We start from the raw sequence: 21,514 nt of genomic DNA on the forward strand, positions 1-21,514 counted from the left end.
ATAAAGTAAACTTATCTATATACAACACATTAAACTTTTGCAGGCGGGTGATGTGCTGGCAAAAGCGGAATATTGATAACAATAATTAACAAATTAACAGCGTAAGCCGGCTGTGTAGCCGGTCACCAGCGCTACCCCATTTCCTGACTTCTCCAGGCAATAATCGTAACCAGCCAGATTACGGCCGGCGATATATACGTTGTTGAGCAATACCCGGCCTTGTGCGTCAACCGGCCGCAAGCTGGCATCCACCCTGAGGCCAATCTTGGCAAAGGGCTGGGCTGCACCACTAAACAGCTTCAAGGTTCCCCAGCCTTCCCGGTCAGGCGGGGCTGCTACCGGCAGTTGTAAAACCGCTTCCTGCACCTTGTCAGGATCGGCGGTGATCCCGCCGCCAAAGAATCCGCCTGTCGCTAAAACTACCGCCTGGGTGTGATAGGCCCGCTCCCGGTCAACATTGCTGGTAACAATAGCGGTAACCCGGGTGCCGTCCTGCACTGCCCAGGCAGCATGCGCCTGTTCCATAATCCTAACCCCAAGTTTCCGGGCGTGGTTTAAGAGCATGGCCCGCAGCCTGAGCCCGGTAATTGCCGTCGGCATAATGACTGTTTCGACAAACTTGCAGGCTAACGCGTGCTCCAGCTTATTCCTGACATCATAATCAGGCCGGGAGCCCAGAACAGGCGGAATGACAACAACACTGCCTGGTCTGATAAACTTACCCAGTTGTTCATAACACGCCTGCTGGCCGGCCGGTGTGTCCAGCCATCTGGTAATATCAAGGGTAGTTACATCCCGTCCTCCTACAAAGCCGGGGTCAATAACCACCTGTTCATAGTCTTTTTGATACCCTGGTATTTTGCTTAACCCGGCACTGATTAGTTCCGGAAAGTAGTCTTTCAGCCTGGCAAACCCCACTACCACCACATGACCTGCTGCCTTGAGCGGAGCCGTATCCATAGCTAAGGGAACCAAACAGCTGGGTTTCAGGGTTCCCACAGCGGTAGGCAGCCACTGATTGCTATCCAGACTGCCGGTATAAGCAAAGCCTTCCTGCCGGCAAAGATTCAGGAAGAACTGCACCGCATCCTCCACCGCCTGACTGCCCACTTTGCTATAGGGGTGGTCTGCCGGCAAACAGGCAAGACCGGCGCGGGGGTTCTCGACCAGGGTATTATCCTCAAGATAGCCCAGGATATCTATTGTACCGCCGCCAATGGCCAGCGTACCGGCACCTGCGGTCATCAGCGTAACCTGCTTACCCTGTCCGGCAGCAGCAATTGCTGCCATCAAACCAGCCAAACCGCCGCCAATAACAATTACATCACTTGTTCTCATGTTTAACCGCTCCATCTATATTTAATGCGGCTGCATAGATGCCGCGCATCAGTTCAGCCTCTCGCAGCTGATGGCCCCACAACACCGGGCGAATGCCATTCCAGCGCGCTTCCAGAAAATCCTCAAGCAGTTGTGGCGCCGCCTTACCTGTGATCAAATCATTTTTTGCTGCAACACCTACACCACGAAAGCCACAGAACGCCCCCTGGCAGGTCCCCATCCCCATACGTGTCTTACGCCGCACATCCTCCAGGCTATAACTGGTGGGGTCTGCAGCCATAACCTCAACCTCAGCCAGGGTAACCATCTCGCATTCGCACAGCAATTGGCGTTTCGCCGGACTGGTTTCCATCACTTTAACAACCTCAGCTAGTTTAGGACCTAGCCGCGCTACAGCCCGGTTGAGGCTATACGCGGGGAAGTAACGTTTAGCCTGCTCAAGATCAGCTGCCGGCGTTTCATCAAGCATCGCCTCTTCGGCAGTACGGCACCGGGCGGTAACCCCCAGTTGTGCACAGACTTTATCTGCCATCTTCTCAGCCATGAGACGATAGGTTGTCAGCTTGCCGCCAACAATTGTCGCCAACCCGTTGAGCCCGTCCCGGGAATGATCAATGATCGTAAAGTTGCGGGATGCCGCCCGTCCTGCTGCGCTGGGGTCAGCGCTATACAGCGGCCGCGTGCCGGCAAAGGTCCGGAGAATACGGTAGTTATAGATATCTTCAAATAAGGGCTGACCCAGCCGCAGCAGTTCAGCTACCTCGGCTGCCCGCGGAATCGTATCGTCAGGCCGGTCTGCGGCCGATGAGGTAGTACCCAGAATCGTGATTGACCCGTGTGGTACAAAGATATCGCCATCTGACGGTGGCCGCAGCCTGTTGACTACCCGGCTGGTAAAGCGATGATTAAAGGCAATGAGTACCCCCCGGTCTGGCTGAACATTAACTTCAATTCCGGCTAATCCGGCCACCTGCCCCACCCAGGAGCCTGCGGCATTTACAATATAATCGCAGGCAATCGAGCTGGTCTCACCGGTTAGCGTGTTTCTAACCCTGACCCCTACTACCTGATTATTTACATGTTCAATGGATGTTACTTCCGTATATGTCAACGCCTGACCGCCGTATTTCCGGGCAGAAATAACATTCTGCCATACCAGCCTAAAGCCATCAACGGCTGAATCAGGCACACGATAGGCGGAAACTACCCTGCCGGTAAGTTGTGGCTCCAGGTGTTTTGCTTCAGCCGGTGTTATCGGAATGGCAGGAATACCTACTTTAGCACAGGCTGCCAGCCACGCGTCTTCAAACTGGGCATCATCCTCCGGCAGCCTGACAAAAAAGCCTTCGGTTTCTTCAACAGCATGCCGGGCAATTTTACGTAAAATATAGTTCTCTTCAATACATTCCTGGGCCGATTCCGCATCTTTTACCGCATACCGGCCACCACTGTGCAATAGACCGTGAAAGCGCGAGCTTGTGCCATAAGCTAAGTCTTTTTGTTCAACTAAAATTGTTTTTATGCCGCGCATGGACAGATCCCGGAGTATACCAACCCCGGTTGCCCCGCCGCCAATGACTACTACAGTAGCTTGCATAGCTTATACTCCTTTGGGAGGACTGGCTGGAATCCGTATCCGGCCATTCCGGCAGCCCTCCATAATTTAGGTTAAAAAAGGATAGAGAAGTCCCCCTGGGCCGATTACTGGCGCAAGAAGGACTTCTCTTTATCTCTAAGTCCGGGTTATCAATATTGTTAAGTCGTTAACAGCAGTGGTTTACTCTTCCCAATCCATCGAGCGCTTGACTGCTTTTTGCCAGCCTTTATACAGTTTGGCACTTTGCTCATCAGCCATCTGAGGCTCGAAACGGGTGTCAAGCTTCCAGTTCTGCACAAGATCCTCTTTGTTATTCCAGACACCAACCGCCAGGCCGGCAAGGTAAGCTGCGCCAAGGGCAGTCGTCTCGGTAACCTGCGGACGGTCAACCGGAACGCCAAGGATATCAGCCTGGAACTGCATCAGGATATTATTTACTACAGCCCCGCCATCAACCTTGAGGGCCTGCAGTTTAATCTCTGAATCGGCTTCCATAGCACTCAAAACATCTTTGGTCTGGTAAGCCATGGAGTCTAAGGTAGCACGAACAACATGCGCCTTGGTAGTCCCGCGGGTCAGACCAAGGATCGCGCCGCGGGCTGTCATGTTCCAATAAGGAGCGCCGAGACCAACAAAGGCCGGCACCACATATACGCCTTCAGCATCACTGACCTTTTTGGCAAAGTATTCAGAGTCAGGAGCGGCATCAATCAGTTTGAGACCGTCACGCAGCCATTGAACCGCTGAACCGGCCACAAAGATACTGCCTTCCAGGGCGTATTCGACTTTACCGTCAAGACCCCAGGCGATTGTTGTTAACAAACCGTTTTTGGATTCAAACACCTTGTCACCGGTATTCATCAGCATAAAGCAACCGGTACCATAGGTGTTTTTCGCCATACCGGGTTTGAAACAGGTCTGGCCGAAGAGAGCAGCCTGCTGGTCACCGGCAGCGCCGGCAATCGGCACAGCAGCACCTAAGAATACACTGGGATCAGTATTGCCATACACCTCGCTGGAGGGGCGAACCTGCGGCAGCATGCTGGCCGGAACGGTGAGCGCCGCCAACAGCTCTTCATCCCATTTGAGTTCACGGATGTTATACATTAAGGTCCGGGAAGCGTTGGAGTAGTCGGTCACATGCACCTTGCCGGCAGTCAGTTTCCAGATCAGCCAGGTATCAATGGTTCCGAATAAGAGGTCGCCCTGTTCAGCTTTGGCGCGGGCGCCTTCCACATTGTCAAGAATCCATTTTACTTTGGTCCCGGAGAAATAAGCGTCTACTACCAGGCCTGTTTTTTGGCGAAAAGTGGCTTCCAGGCCTTTGGCTTTAAGGTCATTGCAAATCTCCATCGTTTGCCGGGACTGCCAGACAATTGCGTTATACACCGGTTTACCAGTTGTCTTATCCCATACCACAGTGGTTTCGCGCTGATTGGTGATACCAATAGCGGCGATATCGGCAGCAGTAATACCTGCCTTAGCCACAACCTCTGCCACAACACTAATCTGTGAGCTCCAAATCTCGTCGGCATTGTGCTCTACCCAGCCTGGTTTCGGGAAAATCTGCGTAAATTCCTTCTGCGCGACAGCAACAATGCTGGATTCCTGGTCGAACAAAATGGCCCGTGAACTGGTAGTTCCCTGATCAAGCGCAAGTACATACTTTTTTGTCATAACAGCAACTCCCTCTTTTTATTAAAATCTTCAGGCAATATACAACGCGTTAAAACATTTTGCAGACCGGTGTTTGTTGGTAAAAGCCCGCTTACAGTATTCCGGCAGCTTTAGCCACCACAACAGCCACACCTGCGCCAGCCAGCGGACCAACAACAGGAATCCAGGCATAACCCCAGTCTGAACCGCCTTTACCGGCGATAGGCAAAATAGCATGGGCAATACGGGGACCAAGATCACGGGCCGGGTTAAGGGCATACCCGGTAGGACCGCCAAGGCTAAGGCCCAGCGCCCACACCAGCATGCCAACAAGGTAGGGTCCAAAGCCAGGAGCCAGGCTGCCAACAGGTTTAGAGAAGATTGCAAAAATCATAATAACTAAAGCGGCAGTAGCAATGATTTCGCACAGCAGGTTGGCAAATGTATTGCGGATTGCCGGAGCTGTACAGAAAACGCCCAGTTTAATCCCTTTATCTTCAGTAACTTCCCAGTGGGGCAGGAAGGCTAACCAAACGATGGCTGCACCGGCAACGCCGCCTGCTATTTCAGCCAGCATTGTCATGATAGCATGACCTGGCTCATATACACCCAGGAATGTTTTGGCAAAGGTTACTGCCGGGTTAAGATCAGCCTGAGGGGCACCGGCGGAGATTGCAGTAAATGCCCCCAGCATGACAGCCATGGCCCAGCCGGTAACAATGGTTAGCCAGCCGGAACCCTCAGCCTTGGATTTACTTAACAGGCAGTTCGCGACAACACCACAGCCAAACAGACAGAGCACCATCGTGCCAAAAAATTCACCAAATAAATTAGTCATAAATAATACCCTCCTCTTTTTTGATAACTTAGAATTTTCAGATAAAAATTTCCAGTTATTTCCCCACACTATTAGCCCTGTCTCCACCTCCTCATAACAAAACAAAAGCCCAAATTAACGCCTACAGGATAGCAATGCAGCTCCGGCGAAAAATTTGGACTTCTCTTTATCTCTGTCCCTGTATGAACTTCTTTGTTATTATATATTCTGCCTGGCGGAGATAATTCCTGCAACTTTTTAAATTGCGTGAAAATTATTATTTTCACATACAATTCCTGTGAATTAGTGTTACCACAACTCGCGTTTACTGGCACTTACCGCACTAAGCCCGCTGTCAATAGCCTGTTGGACCTCTTCCTTGGTATGCATAAGCCCGCCGCCCAGAATAGGCAATCCTGTCAAGCCTGCCAATTCAGCAACTACACTGGATGGAACCGATGCCGGCAGTAGTTCAAGCGCATCCGGTTTGTAGCCCTTAAGCAGATTCACCCCTGTTTTAATGGCCTCCGAATCCATCAAAAACAGCCGGTGGATCACCAGCATACCCGACTCTCTGGCTATTTTGCCAAGCTGCGGCTTGGTGGTGATAATAGCCGACACACCCATACGGGCCAGGAAGAGAATACCTGCCTTATCTTTGCCAACACCGCCTAACAAGTCAAGGTGCACCAATACCCGTTTTTTGTGCTCCCGGGCTTGCGCCAGCAGCTCAGGCAGGATGTTAATATCACCAAACAATAAGCTGACACTCGGGCTTGAAGAATGGGAAATAGCATATTTAAAGTCCTCATAGTTACGAGGTGCCGGGATAATATAACCATCACTTAATGACATGATAATGCTGTTTTGGGCCATACAATCACCACCTTAAAGTAATCTCAAGTTCTTATTCGCCAACAATTTCAATATACCTTTCGGAATTTGTTTAAATATTGCCATTTTATGGTATATTTACAACTTCATATAAAAAAGATCTCCAAAGGGCCGAAGCACAGTTAGAGATCTAAGCTATTCACACTATCAATGTCTTTTCCGCCGGCTTGATGCGGGAATGCCCAGCTCTTCCCGGTATTTAGCGACTGTCCGGCGTGAAACCATAATCCCTTTGCCATTAAGCAGGTCGCTCAGCGCCTGATCACTTAACGGCTGACTCTGGTTTTCCGCAATAACAAGCTCTTTTAACTCCTGCTTTACCCTGCTGGCCGAAACATCCTCACCGCCGGTGCTTTGCAGGCCTGCGGTAAAAAAGGTATTCATGCCAAATACCCCATGGGGGGTACAGGCATACTTATTGGCGGTGGCCCTGCTCACTGTTGATTCGTGAACCCCAACCTGCTCGGCCACTTTTTTCATAGTCAAGGGCCGCAGGAACCTGGGACCATGATCAAAGAACCCGCGCTGGAGGTCAATAATGGCCTCAGTCACATTATATAAGGTGCGGCGACGCTGCTCAATACTTTTTATCAACCAGACAGCGGCATTAATCCGTCCTTCCACATATTTGCGGGCATCACTGTCGGCGTCCCGGACAATCTGCCGGTAATAAGGATTGATCGACAATTGCGGCACATGATTGTCATTAATATGAATGACATAATCGTTATTCACGCGTTCAATCGTAACATCTGGTGTAATATACCCTGGTTGACCGCCGCCAAAGGCCCGGCCCGGCTTAGGGTCAAGTGTGCGGATTATATCAACAGCCTGCTGGACTTCATGGGCTGTGCAATGCAGCTTGTCTGCAATCTGTTTATAGCGGCCACCCGCCACTTGGTCAAGGTGCCCAGCGATAATTGCCGTAACCAGGTTAATCTCCGGGCAACACGGCGTCTGTTGCGCCAGTTGCAGCAACAGGCATTCCTGCAGGTTGCGCGCCCCCACACCGAGCGGGTCAAAGGTTTGAATAATAGTGAGGACCTCGGTCACACAGGCCTCAGCTACCCCCAAACGGGCTGCTGCTTCGGCTGTTGTACCGCATAAATAGCCATTATCGTCAATACAGCCAATCAGATATCTGCCGACCGTAAGGTGAACCGGTTCAAATACAGCAAAATGCAGCTGCATTTCAAGGTAATCCTGCAATGATACCGTCTGGGCATCAGCCACTTCCCGTGCTTGAGTCGTCTCCGCTGTCCCGGTCTGATTACCGCCAGACACCTGAGTGCCGCCAAGCAGATATTCAATCCAGCCGTCAGCCTCAGGCTGGTTGTCGTATTCCGCGACAGTTGGCTCAGGCACAGCCGGTAACTCGTCACCGTTCTCGTTTTCACTCTCATTTTCGCCAACATCAGCCTCAAGCACCGGATTTTCCAACAGTTCTTTTCCCACTAAAGCCGCCAATTCCATAGATGGAAGTTGCAGAATGGCAATTGCCTGGCGTAATTGAGGAGTCATAATTAGTTTCTGTGTTGTTTCTAATTTAAGTCCATAGTCTAACTGCACACCCGTTAACCCTCCCCTGTGGCATCCGACAGGCTTTTTGCCTGCCCTTATACCATAATACTATGACAAGCGTTAGAAAATATGTCAGCAGATTCGCGGTAATTGTTCGCCTGACAACATATCCAACAGGCGAAGTCCCCCCACAGTAGTCCTGAGCGCAACCTGCCCTGCCGGCTGAGCGGTCACCGTCCCGATGATCCGGGCCGCGGCCGCAAGCTCATGTTGCCGCATTATCGTCAGAACTTTTCCACTATACTCTTTTTCGACAATAATAACGGTTTTTCCTTCATTGGCAAGGTACAAAGGGTCAAATCCCAGTAATTCACAGACTGCCAGCACTTCCGGCCGCACCGGCAGCATATTTTCTTCCAGAATCATACCCACACCGGCATCTGCGGCAATCTCATTCAACGTCGTCGCCAGCCCGCCCCGGGTAGGATCACGCAGCATAGCGATCTGCGGCACTTCTGTCAGCACCGCCTCAATCAGCCTATTAAGCGGGGCGCAATCGCTGACAATCTGTGCCGGCAGCGTCAAACCATGCCGCTCACTCATGACGGCAACAGCATGATCGCCAAGATAACCGCTGACAATGATATCCTGGCCCGGTTTAACGCGGGCGGCGGCAATATGCACATCAGGCAGCATTACACCAATCCCGGCAGTGTTGATATAGATGCCGTCAACAGCCCCTCTCTCCACGACTTTGGTGTCACCGGTAACAATGTCTACCCTGGCAGCCAAAGCCGTCTGGCGCATGGACTCGACAATTTGCCTGAGCTCAGCCAGCGGCAGCCCTTCTTCAAGGATAAACCCCGCACTCAGATATAAGGCCCGGGCCCCGCACATAGCTAAGTCGTTTACCGTACCACATACTGCCAGCTTGCCAATGTCACCGCCGGGGAAAAACCGGGGTTTAACGACATAGCTGTCGGTTGTAAACGCCAGCCGGGCGCCCCCCAGTTCCAGCCGGGCACCATCGTGAAGCTCGGCCAGGGCCGGATTGGTGAACGCCGGCAGAATAATGTTTTTAATCAGGTCATGACTAAGGCGGCCGCCGCTGCCATGACCGAGCAGAACGCATTCCTCCCGGTTATTCATAACTCCACCGTCCTTGCCCGTATTTGTACCAGGCGGCACAAGCCCCTTCGACAGAAACCATACATGCGCCAACAGGCTGCTCCGGTGTGCAGCTCTGGCCGAAGTGAGGGCATTCAGCCGGAATAATCAGGCCGCGCAATACCTCACCACAACGACAGCCGGCGGCTTCCCGGGATTCGATTGTCCCCGGCGGCAGCGCCACTTTGGCATCAAAGTGCCGGAACTCTGGCGTTAGTGTCAGACCGGAACCGGCAATCACACCAAACCCCCGCCAGGCAGCATCGTCAGGCTGATACACCTGGTCCAGAATCTGCCTGGCTGCCGGATTGCCTTCGGCTTTTACCACCCGCCGGTATTGGTTCAGGAGCTCAGCTTCGCCCTTATTCAGCTGTTGCAGCAGCATATAGACCCCCTGCAGGATGTCGAGGGCCTCAAACCCGGTGACAACTGCAGGCACCCCGTGTTCCTTTGCGACAAAGCGGTAGGGTTCCAGCCCGCTGATGGTTGCGGTATGGCCTGGCAGTAAAAAACCATCAATCTTTGTTCCCGGTGTGGCTAAGATGGCCTTAAGTGCCGGCGGCACCAGTTTATGCGCTGACAAGACAAAAAAGTTAGTAAGACCCTGCCGGGCAGCCTGGAGAACAGTAGCTGCCGCCGTAGGCGCTGTTGTCTCAAAACCGACAGCCAGGAAGATAACTGCTTTGCCGGGGTTATCCCTGGCAATCACCAAACTGTCCAGCGGCGAGTAGACAATGCGAATATCGGCGCCTCGCGCCTTTTCCGCCATTAAACTGGACTGTGAGCCCGGTACCCTGAGCATATCGCCAAAGGTCGCGATAATGCTGTCAGGACGGCGGCTATAAGCAATTGCCATATCCAGATACTCATTTGGTGTCACGCACACCGGGCAGCCGGGTCCGCTGACCAGTTCAACCGTAGCAGGCAGCAATTGACGGATACCGGCCCGGAAGATTGATACAGTATGGGTGCCGCAGACCTCCATAAGCCGCACCGGACGGCTGGCCAGGCATTTTATCCCGTCGGTGAAAAAGCGGGCAGCGCGGGCTGTCTCTTCAGCTGTCAGCTTCATATTGCTCAAGCTCCTTAAATAGTTCCAGCGTCCGCCGGGCCTCTTCTTCATCAATGGCCTGAATGGCAAAACCGGCATGGACCAGCACATAATCGCCCACCACCGCGTCAGGCAGCAGCATAATGCTGACCTGGCGGGTTACGCCACTAATCTCAACAGTGGCCATATACTCTGTTCTTTCCATGATTTTGGCAGGAACAGCCAGACACATAACTACCGGCTCCTTTCCCCGGCAATGATCGCCTGGCCAAGGGCCAGACCGCCGTCATTAGGCGGCGTTTGCCGGTGAAGATATATTTTAAGATCATATTGTGCGAGCATTCCGATAACTTCAGTTAACAGGGTAACGTTTTGGAAAACACCACCACTGAGAGCGACCTGCTTAAGGCCGGTGGTTTTGCTGATCTTTAATACCAGCTTGCTTGTGGCAGCAGCCAGGGTGGTATGAAAATCAGCGGCAAGCTGCGGTATTGGCAGGCCTTGCTGCAACGACTGGCACAGGTCGGCAAACACCGGTTTAAAGTCAAGTACCCATGAATCCCCGGTCTCACTAAGGGCATATGGCCGTATCCGTCCTGTGGCGCCCTGGGCCGCAAGCTCCAGCTCTACCGCGGCCTGACCTTCATAATTGATACTTTGCCTGATGCCAAGCAGCGCGGCGGCGGCGTCAAACAGCCGGCCGGCCCCTGAGGACATCGGTGTATTAAGCCCCTTGCCGGCAGCTGCCAGGACAAGCTGCCAGCCTGGCGGCAGGTTATGCACAAACGGTATATCCAGATTTACAAAATCCTGCCCATACAGATCTTGTAACAGCCAGCCGGCCAGCCGCCATGGCTCCCTGATTGCTTTGGCCCCACCTGGCAATGGCAGGCAGGCCAGCTGCCCCAGCCGGCGGTAGCCGGTTAAGTCAGCCACCAGAAACTCGCCACCCCACAGGGTGCCGTCCGGCCCATAGCCTGTACCGTCAAAAGCCACGCCGATGACCGGCCCGGTCAACCGGTGCTCAGCCATGACAGCAGCAATATGGGCATGGTGATGCTGTACAGCCACACAGGGCAAAACCAGCGTCGCCGCATACTTTGTTGACAGATATTCAGGGTGCAGATCGTGGGCGATCACCTGCGGCGCAACATTAAGCAGTTTTTTGAAATGTTCGATGGCAGTAACATAGGCCTGATAGGTCGACAGATTCTCCAGATCACCGGTGTGGGCACTCAAAAAAGCCTGTTTGCCCCTTGTCAGGCAAAAGGTATTTTTGAGCTCTCCACCCACGGCCAGCACCGGTGGCAGCTCCCGCCCCAGGTTAACCGGCGCCGGTACATAACCCCGGCTGCGGCGGATGAAATAGGGCTTGTCCAACACGGTTCTGACTACAGAATCATCGGCAGGACAGTGAATCTCCCGGTTATGGATGAGAAAATAATCGGCAATTTTCTTCAGTCTCTCAGCAGCATCGCCATCCTCATAGGCGATCGGTTCATCACTCACATTGCCACTGGTCATAACCCAGATATCGTCATCAGCAAGTAAGAGGGTATGGGCCGGGGTGTATGGCAGCATCGTGCCAATGTACGGATTGCCGGGAGCGATCTGGTCTGCCAGGTGATACCCTGCAGCCTTGGCCAACAGCACAATCGGCCGGGCCCCGCTGACCAGCAGCTGTTCATCAGCATCAGACACCCGGCATTGAGTGGTGATGACCCCGAGACTGCCGGCCATAACGGCAAACGGTTTATCTTCCCGTACCTTGCGCGTCCTTAGCCGCTCCACAGCCACACTATCAAAGGCATTGACTGCCAGGTGATAACCACCAATTCCCTTGATAGCCAGGATTGCACCGGTGGCGATCAGCCTTCTTGCTGCGACAAATACATCCTGTTCACACGTGACCGGCTGTCCATCCCGGTCCACCAGGCGATATAAGGGGCCGCACACCTGGCAGGCATTGGGCTGGGCATGAAATCGCCGGTTGGCCGGGTTGTCATATTCGGCCTGGCAAGCCGGGCACATGACAAACCCACGCATCGTAGTCGCCTGCCGGTCATACGGTATGTCCTCAATAATGGTATAGCGCGGACCACAGTCAGTACAGTTGATAAAGGGATAGCGATACCGCCGGTCCCCCGGGTCAAGCAGCTCCTGGCGGCAGTTGGCGCAGGTGGCGACATCAGGTGAAACCAGTGCCGTCTTCTGCACACCGTCGACACTTGCTTTAATAGTAAAGCCCGCATACCCCTGGGGTGCCTGGTTACTGACCGTAACAGTCTCGATGACTGCCAGGGGGGGTGCCTGGTTCTGCAAAGCGCTGACAAACTCAGTAAGCCGGGCTGAACTGGCCTCAGCGGCAATATCAACACCACTGGCATTATTAGAAACCCAGCCGTTTACACCATACCGCCCGGCCAGATTATAAACAAAGGGGCGGAAACCCACCCCTTGCACGATCCCGGTTATATGAATACGAACTGCTGCACAACTCATAGGTAAAACTCCTTAGTGTTAGCTTCAGTCAGCCGATCCCTGGTAGGCAACAGCCAGTTTGGCCTGGATCATGATCGCACACTCCAGCCGCTTTTTCTGTAATTCACAGCCCAGCTCATACGGCTTAAGCAGGTCATTATGGAATAAATCAGCATTGGCATGGCAGCCGCCACTGCAGTAAAACCTGGCCCAGCATTCGCGGCAGGCCGGCTTATTCAGCACATGCGCCTGACGGAATTTTACCGGCAGTTCGGTATTGCTGACCCCCTCATCGATGTTGCCCAGCCTGTATTCATCCCGTCCGACGAACTGGTGACACGGGTACAGATCTCCTTCAGGGGTTACGGCAAAATACTCATGCCCGGCACCACAGCCACTCAGGCGCTTGGCTACACAGGGGCCATTACTCAAATCCAGGTTAAAATGGAAAAAATCAAACCCTTTGCCGGCCAGCCTGCGTGCCAGATACTCCTCAGCCAATAGCTCATATTGACGATAGAGCTCCGGCAAATGCGCTGCGGTCAATTCATAATCAGCCTCTTTAGCCACAACCGGTTCAACAGACAGCTGACTAAAACCCAGATCGGCCATTGACAGCACATCGGCGGCAAAATCAGGGTTGTAGGCTGTAAAAGTGCCCCGCAGGTAATAGTTCTGGTCGCCGCGGGAGTCAGCAACCTGCTTACAGCGCTTAACAACCTTGTCATAGCTGCCACTGCCGTTGATACACGGCCGCATGCGGTCATGCGTTTCGGCCCGTCCGTCCAGGCTGAGGACCAGGCTGATATGATTGGCATTTAAGTACTCAATAATCTGATCGCTTAACAGCAAGGCATTTGTCGTCAGGGTCAGCTTAAACACTTTGCCTGTTTCAGTCTCACGTTGCCGGACATAACTGACAACATGGCGGACAGTATCCATATTGAGCAGCGGCTCACCGCCGAAAAAGTCCAGTTCGCAGTTACGGCGCCGGCCACTGTTGGCAATAATAAAATCAACCGCTTTTTCGCCAATCTCCTTGGACATGAGGCCACGGGTATGACCAAAATCACCGGTGCCGGCAAAGCAGTAGCCACAGCGCAGATTGCAGTCATGGGCCACATGCAGGCATAGTGATTTAACCAGTGGTTTATCGCTAAAGGTTAAGGGTACAGTCAGTTCAGGCGCAAACAGCTGCCCGGCTTTCATCAGTTCCTGCAGCTCGTTTACTGCTTCACTGATTGCGGCCCGGTCATATCTATGCTGTAGTGCGGCAACGGCCTCATCGGCGTTTGAACCGTCATAAATATCCAATATATCATACGCCAGATTATCGACAAGATGTACGGCGCCACTATTAATATCAAGGACAATATAAAGACCGTTTAAATAAAATTTGTGAACCTGCATTATCTTCCTCTTTCTAACGGAAACGTCTTAAAAATGCTTCTCCAAAAATATAGCCCCTTGGCCTTTCGGGGCAAGGGGCTATGCTGCGGCCTACTTCTGGCAGACCTGATTGCCGACAGTGCAGGAAGTCTTGCAAGCCGACTGACAGGAAGCCTGGCATTCCCCGCACCCGCCTGTATGTACAGTTTGAGCCAGTGATGCTTTATTGATTGTTACAACATGCTTTTTCATAGTTAATTCCCTCCTTGCCTACGCAATATGTGGTTAAAGTGCTACTATACTATTTTAGCTGTTTTACCGGCAGGAAGCAATAGAAAAACGCGCTGTCAAGGGGGACGGTTCTACGGACATAATGTCAGCAGAGCCGTCCCCCTTAATATTACTTCGTAACCGGAGCCAGAATAAGCTTTACCGGCAAATTGGAAGCACCAGGTGGCGAGAATGTCAGCCACAGCGACTGACCACCGGCAAAATCACCCAGATGGGCCATATCGGTGACAGTTTTGCTGCCAAAAAACAGCTTGTCTGCCGGGGTTCCGACCGCCGCTTCTTCCTGCCGCCGGTATTTAACCTTTAGCCCGCCGGCATATTCCCCACCCCGGGGATTTAGATAGACCGCGTATTTTTGCTCAAACGCTGTCGGCAGAAACACCCTGTACAAAACACCATAATTGCCATAATTAAGGGTTGGGGAGCCGTCAGTTGCATCAATGCCGGCCACGAAGGTGTCAAGCTTATGGTCGGCCAGCGTTATACCCATTACCCCATCACGGGATGAGTTATACACCTGGCTTGGTACAATCAGCCGGTCCCGGCCGGGGAAAGTTCCCCGCAGCCGCTGGCTATCGGCTGGCAATACCTTGGCATTCTTAATAAACTCAGCCGGATCGGTATCAACCGGCAGCATCATAACAACCACTTTCAGCGGCTGTTTGGTCTGGAAATCATAAATGCCGTTGACCAGCGCATCTGGGGCAACAACCGTTTCATTAAGCACAGGTTCCAGCAGCGCCGTACCTTTAGCCGGTACTTCAATCAGCTCTACCTCTTGTTGATTCAGATAGTTGAGCTGAGCAAGCTTGCCAACGGCTAAATAGTCAAGACTGGGTCCACCCAAACCATACTGATTAACAACAACGTCAATCGCAGTGCGTGATTCATTAACAAGCAGCACAACAACCTTTTTTAGCTCCTTAGTCGCATTGACATGATGGAAAAAAAGGCGAACATCACCCATTACTGTGTCCTGGTACATAATACCATCTGCCGGAACCATCTCCGGGCTGTCTGAAAGCATTAACTTTCCGCCCTGCTCGCTCATGGTAACCGGAAGTTCGGTGATATTATGAACATCCATGTTTACCGGCAGACCGGGATTAGCCAGGACAACCTGGGGATCTGACACAACACTGACGGCAATCGTGACAGCGACTGCAATACCTGCCTGACGAAACCAATTAAACAAATAGCATACCTCCTAACAGGCCAATCGCCTTCCAGGCAATTATAACAAACTATGGCCTGTCCATCAACCGTCAGGGGTATTTTACCAAATCACCCGGTCCCGGAGCAGCGACAGTTTTGCATAGAGGTGTGCCCGGACCAGCCGGAGCCGAAACTCCCACAGGCCGTATTTAGGCCGGGGTATATTAACCCTTTTGAGCTGATAGGCATCATCTGTGGTTGTGCCTAAACCCGGTAAGCCGGTACAGGCACCGGTATAGCCGGCCTGTTTTAAGGCCGCTATCGTATCTAAGTTGTATTGCCCATAGGGATAGGCAAAAAAGTCAACAGGCCTTGCCAGGTTTTGCTCCAGCAGCTGCTTGGAACGCGTCAGCTCGTCCATAAGCTGAGGCTGGCTGATCTCATTTAAGGCAACATGGCTGAAAGTATGGGACCCGAACTCGGTCCCGGCAGACTGCATATTTTTAATCTGATCCCATGTTAAATACCCCGGCTGACCGACCTGACCGGCGATGACAAAAACAGTACTTTTCAGGCCATACCTCGCCATAACCGGCAAGGCTGTCAGGTAATTATCGTCATAACCATCATCAAACGTAATAATAACCGGTTTGGGTGGCAGCGACTGTGTACCAGCCCTGGCGGCAAACAAGTCGGCAAAAGAGATGGCGGTATAGCCCTGAATGGCCAGATACCGCATCTGTTCTTCAAATTGTCCGGAGTCAATACTATATACTTCAGGCACGCTGCTGACTTGATGGTAAGCCAGTATTGGAACACCGCCACCAGGCGTCATCAGCCACACCATAATTACAAGCGCCACAATGGCAGCTATTTTTAACAGTCTAGTCATCACGATCCAGCTCGGCTTGTGGCAGGCGGCTCCGCAACGAGTCGGCAATCTCTCCCAGCTTACGCAGACGGTGGTTAATGCCTGATTTGCCAACCCGCCCTTCCAAAGCCTCTACCAGTTCTGACAAGGTCGCTTCCTGGTACGCCAACCGCGCCTCGGCTACCTCCCGCAGTGGCGGCGGCAGCTTGTCGAGCCCCAGATGCTGGGCAATCAGCCTGATACTGTCGACCTGCCGCACGGCGGCATTAACGGTTTTCTGCAGGTTGGCGGTCTCACAGTTAACAAGGCGGTTAACCTGGTTGCGCATGTCTTTGACCACCCGGACATTTTCAAACATCAGCAACGCATTATGAGCACCGATAATCTGAAGAAAAGCGGTAATAGCATTACCGTCTTTCAGGTATACAATGTAATCGTCCTTCCGGTCAGTCATCCGGCCTGGCAGGCTGAGCGATTTCATGATTCTAACCAGCGACTTGGCCAGTTCAACATTGCCTGTGACTAATTCCAGGTGATAAGAGCCCTCGGGACGGTTGACTGAACCGCCGCCTAAAAACGCGCCACGCAGATACGCCCGGCGACAGCACACTTTCCGGAGAATGCCACTGTCTGACTGGACATTAAGAGCATCTCCACGCATAATGCCCAGTGCGGCCAGCAGTTCGTTAACACCCGGCGAGGGTACAACCCGCACATGATATGTATTACTTTTTTTAAGCCGCCGGCCGCGGGTGACCACCACTTCGGTTTTTACATTCGAGTAGCGTTTGATGAGGCTAAGTACCTTCCGGGTAACAGCAGCATTTTCACTGCTGAAATTAATTCCCAGATTGGCATTGCCGCCAATCGACATAGCGCCACCCATCCGGATTAAAGCCGCCAGTTCAGCGGCTAAGCAGCAGCTTTGCTCGCCGATAATACGAGCAATTTCATTTTTTACTTCAGCAGAAAACGACAAGGCCTTCAGTCCTTTGGTTAGTCTTTTAATTTTTTGATGCTTTCGGCCATAATATAGTAGTCTAACAGCCGCATGCGATCAGAATTGATCTTAAGGTCATATACCATTGACATAATTGTTCGCGACAACCGCGCCGGATCATGACGAACCAGGTTAGTTTCGCTGATAAGGTTGGCCTTAACGACCTTGACCCCCAGCGCTTCGATGATATCAATATCAGGCACAACCGGGTGGGCACCCCGCTGAGCATAGAACTCCCGGAGTTCGGGCGCTACTTCCTGCACATTGACAACAACCATATCAATACAGCCTGGTCCGGCATGGTCGATAATGGCCTTAATGTGATCAGAGGCACTGTAACCGTCGGTTTCACCCGGCTGGGTCATTACATTGCAGATATAAATCTTAACAGCGTCACTCTCGCGCAGCATATCGCCAACACCGTTTACCAATAGGTTAGGGATTACACTGGTATACAAACTGCCAGGACCCAGGATACAGGCATCAGCCTCACGGATGGCTTCAATGGCGCCCTTAACAGGCATTACATTCTCAGGGCTGATCGATACCTTTTTTATTTTCTTACCTGACAGCGGAATCTGTGACTCGCCATGCACCAGGGTGCCGTCTGTCATTTCAGCTACCAGCAGTATCGGCTCAGTGGAGGAGGGCAGCACCTGCCCCCGCACGGCCAATACCTTGCTGGATTCTTTGAGCGCCAGTTCAACATCACCAACAATCTCGGTCATGGCCGCAATAAACAGGTTGCCAAAACTGTGCCCGGCCAACTCGCCACTGCCGCCAAAGCGGTGCTGGAACAACTTCTCCATCAGTGGCTCGGTATCGGCCAGCGCCACCAAACAATTGCGCAAATCGCCAGGCGGGATTATGCCAAAATCTTTGCGCAATCGCCCGGATGACCCACCGTCGTCCCCGACGGTTACGATGGCAGTAATATTGCTGGTGATGCTCTTGATCCCTCTTAGCAGTACCGACAAGCCGGTGCCGCCGCCGATGACAGCGATGGCCGGCCCACGATTAAGCTTACGTTTTTCAAAAATAATTTCAACAAGTTTGTCTGAGCCTTCCGGTACCAGCACACTGATGACCGATTTTATGATTTGTTGCGTGGCCGCCAGCATAATACCGATCCCCAGGACAACAATGGTAATTCCGGCGACAGTAGTGACGGCATAATAATAGTTGCCTGTCGTTAGATAAAACAGCCGGAATATAGCTTCTTCCACTACACCGATGTATTTATAGTTAAAAACAATAGCCAAGCCTAAGCTGACTAAAATTACACCTGCCGAAAACAGCAGCAGCCATCGCTTGAACTTCATACCCGGATATAACCATTTCAAAAAGTGCATGTAATCACCTGCATCAATTCAATCATTTGGTACACCTAAGCCCCTATCATTCAATGACGTTGTGTTTAATATCCCTGTGTTCGACATTGACTTTAAAGCCTTTTGCCTTCAGATATTCAAACATCTTCTCCGCAATAAATACTGAGCGGTGAAGACCGCCGGTACAGCCGATGGCAATGATGAGCTGACTTTTTCCTTCTTTAACATAATGGGGAACAAGAAAATCAATCAGACCGGACAGCTTTTCCATAAACTGCTGGGTCACAGGCCATTTCCAGATATACTCGCCCACCACAGCTTCCTGGCCGCTCTTACGCCGGAGCGACTCCACATAAAATGGATTGGGGAGAAAGCGGACATCCATCACCATGTCAGCGTCAAGCGGCATGCCATATTTAAACCCAAAAGACACGACAGTCACTGTCATGCGCTCAAGCTCGCGTTCTTCAGCAAATAATGCCGTTATTTTACCTTTAAGCTCAGGTGTTGCCAGGCCGGAGGTATCAATGATATGAGTAGCCCGCCCCCTGATTTGCTCCAGACGATCACGTTCCCGGCTGATTCCCTCGCTGATACGGCCATGCGGTGCCATGGGATGACGCCGGCGTGTCTCCTTATAACGACGGATAATAGTCGCGTCAGAGGCTTCCAGAAACAAAATCTCATAGAGGTGGCCCTGTTTTTCCATGCCTTCAAGCACCTGGGCCAGCGTGTCGAAAAACTCCCCGCCACGGATATCAACCACAAGGGCAATCTTTGAAACCTTCCCCCCTGATTGAGCGCATAGCTCAGCAAACTTGGGGATCAACATCGGCGGCAGGTTATCAACACAAAAGTAGCCCAAATCCTCCATGGCCCGTACCACCTGAGACTTGCCGGCCCCCGACATGCCAGTGATGATTACCAGACGGAAGTTATCTATCGTCATCGTGAACACCTCAACTTTTCCTCCCCTTATCTTCGCTAACAGGCTGTAAAACCCTGCTGTTTAGGACAAAATGCTAAAAATGCCTATATTTAATTATAGGATAGTATAGGAAAAAAAGCAAAAACAGTTCCCGCATTCATCACGGGGAACTGTAAATGCCAATTATTATAACTTGAACTTACTTACAGATGCGTGCAACTCCTGTGACATCTGTTGGAGCCCCTGACCTGATGCCGCGATTTCCTGCATGGAGGCGGACTGCTCCTGGCTGGCTGAGGCTACCGTCTGGGTCTGGCTGGCAATATCTTTACTGCTGGCCGAAAAAGACTCGACGGCAGTGACGATTCGCTGGCTGCCACCAGCCATCTCCGAGATAGCGGCTGATATTTCCCGTATCTCTGCCGACATCGAATCGATATGGGTGGCAATCTCAGTAAATACGCCACCGGCCGTACTAACGACCTCAGCCCCCAGCCGGACCTCGCGTGTTCCTGATTCCATCGCCTTAACCGCTAAACCGGTCTCAGCCTGGATCTCACCAATCAATCCGGCAATCTGTTTTGCTGACAGGCTGGCTTGTTCAGAAAGCCTGCGCACTTCCTCGGCAACAACAGCAAAACCCCGCCCCTGCTCGCCGGCCCGGGCCGCCTCAATCGCAGCATTCAGGGCTAATAGATTAGTCTGACTGGCAATCCCGGATATAGCGTTAACGATTTCACCAATCTGGTGCGAATAGCCACTCAGTTTGCCTACCACATCAGCTAAGCTGTTCACTGTTGATTCAATGTTTTCCATTTGGGTTACGGCCTTACCCACGGTCTGGCTGCCTGACTGAGCGGCTGCAGCAGTATCCTGCGATGCCGCCACTACGGCGCCGGCATTGGCAGCAATCTGCTGAATGCCTGCTGCCATCTGGCCGGCAACAGCCAGCGCATCATTAGCTGCTGCTAATTGAGTCTCGGCATCAGAGGCCACATGGGCAATTGATTCATCCACCTGACTGGCGGCACGGGCCGAGTTCTCCACAACAGCCGCCAGGGTATCTGACGCGGCAGCCACCTGACCGGCAGAACCCAGGATCTCCCTGATAGTTGTTTTAAAACGGTGCTGCATGGTGTTGAGCGCCGCCGCCAGCTTGCTCAATTCATCACCATCAGCTACCTGTCTGACCGGAGTACTTAAATCCCCGTCGGCTAAACTATTGGCAACTGTAAGCATACTTTCAATCGGCCGGCACACCATCCGGGTGAGCAGTACGCTGAGCACACCACCAACAACGATGGCAACCAGCGCGACCAGGGCAGTGATGCCCAGGATTCTATCCATACTTATGTAAGCACTATTGGCATGTTCATCGACAATTTCTTTATTATCTTTAACCACTTTTGTTAAAATATCGGCAATCTGTTCAGAATAGGGAGTAATCCGGGCATTAATGGCATAGGCCTCAGACTTTAGCTGCTGCGCCTCTACAGCATTTCCCGCAGCCAGCTGTTTATGATAGGAGCGAACAACCGGTGCCAAATCATTGACAATACCATCCGCATGTTTGCTTGTCAACTGGATAAGCTTCTGTACATCCTGCCGGGAGTTGTCGTCCACAACATCGACAAGCTGATGCTCCAGCACTACGGTGTTGCTCATGGCCTGATCCTGCAGCTTGGCAAACTTCTCGTCCCCGTAAGCGATAAACCCGCGGGCAGCCGCTACTCCGGTAACAAAACTTCCTTCAATTTGCATCGCCAGCTGCAATCTTTTATTGGCAGCATCAATGGAAGCCAGGGTCTTGCTGAATGAATTCAGGGACACATAAGTTATGCCCCCCAACATAATAATCAAGCCGAGCATGATAGCAAACCCTAGACTGATTTTAGCACCTATTCGCAATTTTCTAAGTACCATGTGCATCTCCCCCAGCCTGAAATATCCATATATAAAAAAAACGCTTCTAAGTCAGCATTGCTGTCACTGTACAAAAGCGTCTTTGCTAAAGCATATATATGTAT

At 52.1% G+C, this 21,514-nt stretch carries 18 protein-coding genes; all 18 read right to left on the bottom strand.

Translation table 11 applies throughout. The annotated features are described in order from the left end of the window. Window positions 1-93 precede the first annotated feature (93 nt). Window positions 94-1,338 (bottom strand): anaerobic glycerol-3-phosphate dehydrogenase subunit GlpB, encoded by a 1,245-nt coding sequence (glpB, locus tag VN379_RS08565; protein WP_325532812.1) that lies wholly within the window; start codon window positions 1,336-1,338, stop codon window positions 94-96. Further along, window positions 1,325-2,935 carry an anaerobic glycerol-3-phosphate dehydrogenase subunit GlpA gene (glpA, locus tag VN379_RS08570; RefSeq protein WP_325532814.1) on the bottom strand — a complete coding sequence of 537 codons (1,611 nt, stop codon included), beginning with the start codon at window positions 2,933-2,935 and terminating at the stop codon, window positions 1,325-1,327. Before glpA ends, glpB begins: the two co-directional genes overlap by 14 nt. 180 nt (window positions 2,936-3,115) lie before the next feature. Next, on the bottom strand, window positions 3,116-4,612 hold the full coding sequence (gene glpK / locus VN379_RS08575; protein WP_325532816.1) for a glycerol kinase GlpK: 1,497 nt from the start codon (window positions 4,610-4,612) through the stop codon (window positions 3,116-3,118). A gap of 91 nt (window positions 4,613-4,703) precedes the next feature. Beyond that, on the bottom strand, window positions 4,704-5,516 hold the full coding sequence (locus VN379_RS08580) for an MIP/aquaporin family protein (RefSeq protein ID WP_325532818.1): 813 nt from the start codon (window positions 5,514-5,516) through the stop codon (window positions 4,704-4,706). 201 nt (window positions 5,517-5,717) lie between these two features. Further along, entirely contained in the window at window positions 5,718-6,284 is a 567-nt protein-coding gene (locus VN379_RS08585) for a glycerol-3-phosphate responsive antiterminator (protein WP_325532820.1), read from the bottom strand. A 165-nt stretch (window positions 6,285-6,449) separates the two neighbouring features. Continuing rightward, window positions 6,450-7,871, bottom strand: a complete 1,422-nt coding sequence (rpoN, locus tag VN379_RS08590; protein WP_325532822.1) for an RNA polymerase factor sigma-54 — start codon at window positions 7,869-7,871, stop codon at window positions 6,450-6,452. A gap of 84 nt (window positions 7,872-7,955) precedes the next feature. After that, complete coding sequence (hypE, locus tag VN379_RS08595; protein WP_325532824.1) at window positions 7,956-8,972, bottom strand: hydrogenase expression/formation protein HypE; 1,017 nt, start codon at window positions 8,970-8,972, stop codon at window positions 7,956-7,958. Beyond that, on the bottom strand, window positions 8,965-10,062 hold the full coding sequence (hypD, locus tag VN379_RS08600; RefSeq protein ID WP_325532826.1) for a hydrogenase formation protein HypD: 1,098 nt from the start codon (window positions 10,060-10,062) through the stop codon (window positions 8,965-8,967). Before hypD ends, hypE begins: the two co-directional genes overlap by 8 nt. Then, the gene (locus VN379_RS08605; protein WP_325532828.1) at window positions 10,046-10,273 is read right to left on the bottom strand and encodes a HypC/HybG/HupF family hydrogenase formation chaperone; all 228 of its coding nucleotides are present in this window, start codon (window positions 10,271-10,273) and stop codon (window positions 10,046-10,048) included. Before VN379_RS08605 ends, hypD begins: the two co-directional genes overlap by 17 nt. A 2-nt stretch (window positions 10,274-10,275) precedes the next feature. Further along, entirely contained in the window at window positions 10,276-12,543 is a 2,268-nt protein-coding gene (hypF, locus tag VN379_RS08610) for a carbamoyltransferase HypF (RefSeq protein WP_325532830.1), read from the bottom strand. A gap of 24 nt (window positions 12,544-12,567) precedes the next feature. Beyond that, window positions 12,568-13,932, bottom strand: a complete 1,365-nt coding sequence (gene scfB, locus VN379_RS08615) for a thioether cross-link-forming SCIFF peptide maturase (protein ID WP_325532832.1) — start codon at window positions 13,930-13,932, stop codon at window positions 12,568-12,570. A 90-nt stretch (window positions 13,933-14,022) separates the two neighbouring features. After that, on the bottom strand, window positions 14,023-14,163 hold the full coding sequence (gene scfA / locus VN379_RS08620) for a six-cysteine ranthipeptide SCIFF (protein ID WP_075757400.1): 141 nt from the start codon (window positions 14,161-14,163) through the stop codon (window positions 14,023-14,025). A 148-nt stretch (window positions 14,164-14,311) separates the two neighbouring features. After that, window positions 14,312-15,397 carry a copper amine oxidase gene (locus VN379_RS08625; protein ID WP_325532834.1) on the bottom strand — a complete coding sequence of 362 codons (1,086 nt, stop codon included), beginning with the start codon at window positions 15,395-15,397 and terminating at the stop codon, window positions 14,312-14,314. Window positions 15,398-15,478: 81 nt separating this feature from the next. Then, entirely contained in the window at window positions 15,479-16,249 is a 771-nt protein-coding gene (locus VN379_RS08630) for a polysaccharide deacetylase family protein (protein ID WP_325532836.1), read from the bottom strand. After that, the gene (whiA, locus tag VN379_RS08635; protein ID WP_325532838.1) at window positions 16,242-17,207 is read right to left on the bottom strand and encodes a DNA-binding protein WhiA; all 966 of its coding nucleotides are present in this window, start codon (window positions 17,205-17,207) and stop codon (window positions 16,242-16,244) included. Before whiA ends, VN379_RS08630 begins: the two co-directional genes overlap by 8 nt. A gap of 17 nt (window positions 17,208-17,224) precedes the next feature. Then, window positions 17,225-18,580, bottom strand: a complete 1,356-nt coding sequence (locus VN379_RS08640) for a YvcK family protein (RefSeq protein ID WP_325532840.1) — start codon at window positions 18,578-18,580, stop codon at window positions 17,225-17,227. Between the two features lie 46 nt (window positions 18,581-18,626). Then, a complete protein-coding gene (gene rapZ / locus VN379_RS08645) occupies window positions 18,627-19,502 on the bottom strand; it encodes an RNase adapter RapZ (RefSeq protein ID WP_325532844.1) in 876 nt (291 codons plus the stop codon). Window positions 19,503-19,673: 171 nt separating this feature from the next. Next, entirely contained in the window at window positions 19,674-21,410 is a 1,737-nt protein-coding gene (locus tag VN379_RS08650; protein ID WP_325532842.1) for a methyl-accepting chemotaxis protein, read from the bottom strand. Between the last annotated feature and the right edge of the window lie 104 nt (window positions 21,411-21,514).

Source organism: Sporomusa sp. (genome assembly GCF_035561255.1).
Classification (GTDB): Bacteria; Bacillota; Negativicutes; order Sporomusales; family Sporomusaceae; genus Sporomusa.

What these genes read in the sequence shown, in the direction of transcription:
- hypE (WP_325532824.1), bottom strand. Translation starts at nt 8,972, where the DNA reads ATGAATAACCGGGAGGAATGCGTTCTGCTCGGTCATGGCAGCGGCGGC.
- scfB (WP_325532832.1), bottom strand. Translation starts at nt 13,932, where the DNA reads ATGCAGGTTCACAAATTTTATTTAAACGGTCTTTATATTGTCCTTGAT.
- scfA (WP_075757400.1), bottom strand. Translation starts at nt 14,163, where the DNA reads ATGAAAAAGCATGTTGTAACAATCAATAAAGCATCACTGGCTCAAACT.
- VN379_RS08605 (WP_325532828.1), bottom strand. Translation starts at nt 10,273, where the DNA reads ATGTGTCTGGCTGTTCCTGCCAAAATCATGGAAAGAACAGAGTATATG.
- glpK (WP_325532816.1), bottom strand. Translation starts at nt 4,612, where the DNA reads ATGACAAAAAAGTATGTACTTGCGCTTGATCAGGGAACTACCAGTTCA.
- hypD (WP_325532826.1), bottom strand. Translation starts at nt 10,062, where the DNA reads ATGAAGCTGACAGCTGAAGAGACAGCCCGCGCTGCCCGCTTTTTCACC.
- VN379_RS08650 (WP_325532842.1), bottom strand. Translation starts at nt 21,410, where the DNA reads ATGGTACTTAGAAAATTGCGAATAGGTGCTAAAATCAGTCTAGGGTTT.
- glpA (WP_325532814.1), bottom strand. Translation starts at nt 2,935, where the DNA reads ATGCAAGCTACTGTAGTAGTCATTGGCGGCGGGGCAACCGGGGTTGGT.
- VN379_RS08630 (WP_325532836.1), bottom strand. Translation starts at nt 16,249, where the DNA reads ATGACTAGACTGTTAAAAATAGCTGCCATTGTGGCGCTTGTAATTATG.
- glpB (WP_325532812.1), bottom strand. Translation starts at nt 1,338, where the DNA reads ATGAGAACAAGTGATGTAATTGTTATTGGCGGCGGTTTGGCTGGTTTG.
- hypF (WP_325532830.1), bottom strand. Translation starts at nt 12,543, where the DNA reads ATGAGTTGTGCAGCAGTTCGTATTCATATAACCGGGATCGTGCAAGGG.
- VN379_RS08585 (WP_325532820.1), bottom strand. Translation starts at nt 6,284, where the DNA reads ATGGCCCAAAACAGCATTATCATGTCATTAAGTGATGGTTATATTATC.
- VN379_RS08640 (WP_325532840.1), bottom strand. Translation starts at nt 18,580, where the DNA reads ATGCACTTTTTGAAATGGTTATATCCGGGTATGAAGTTCAAGCGATGG.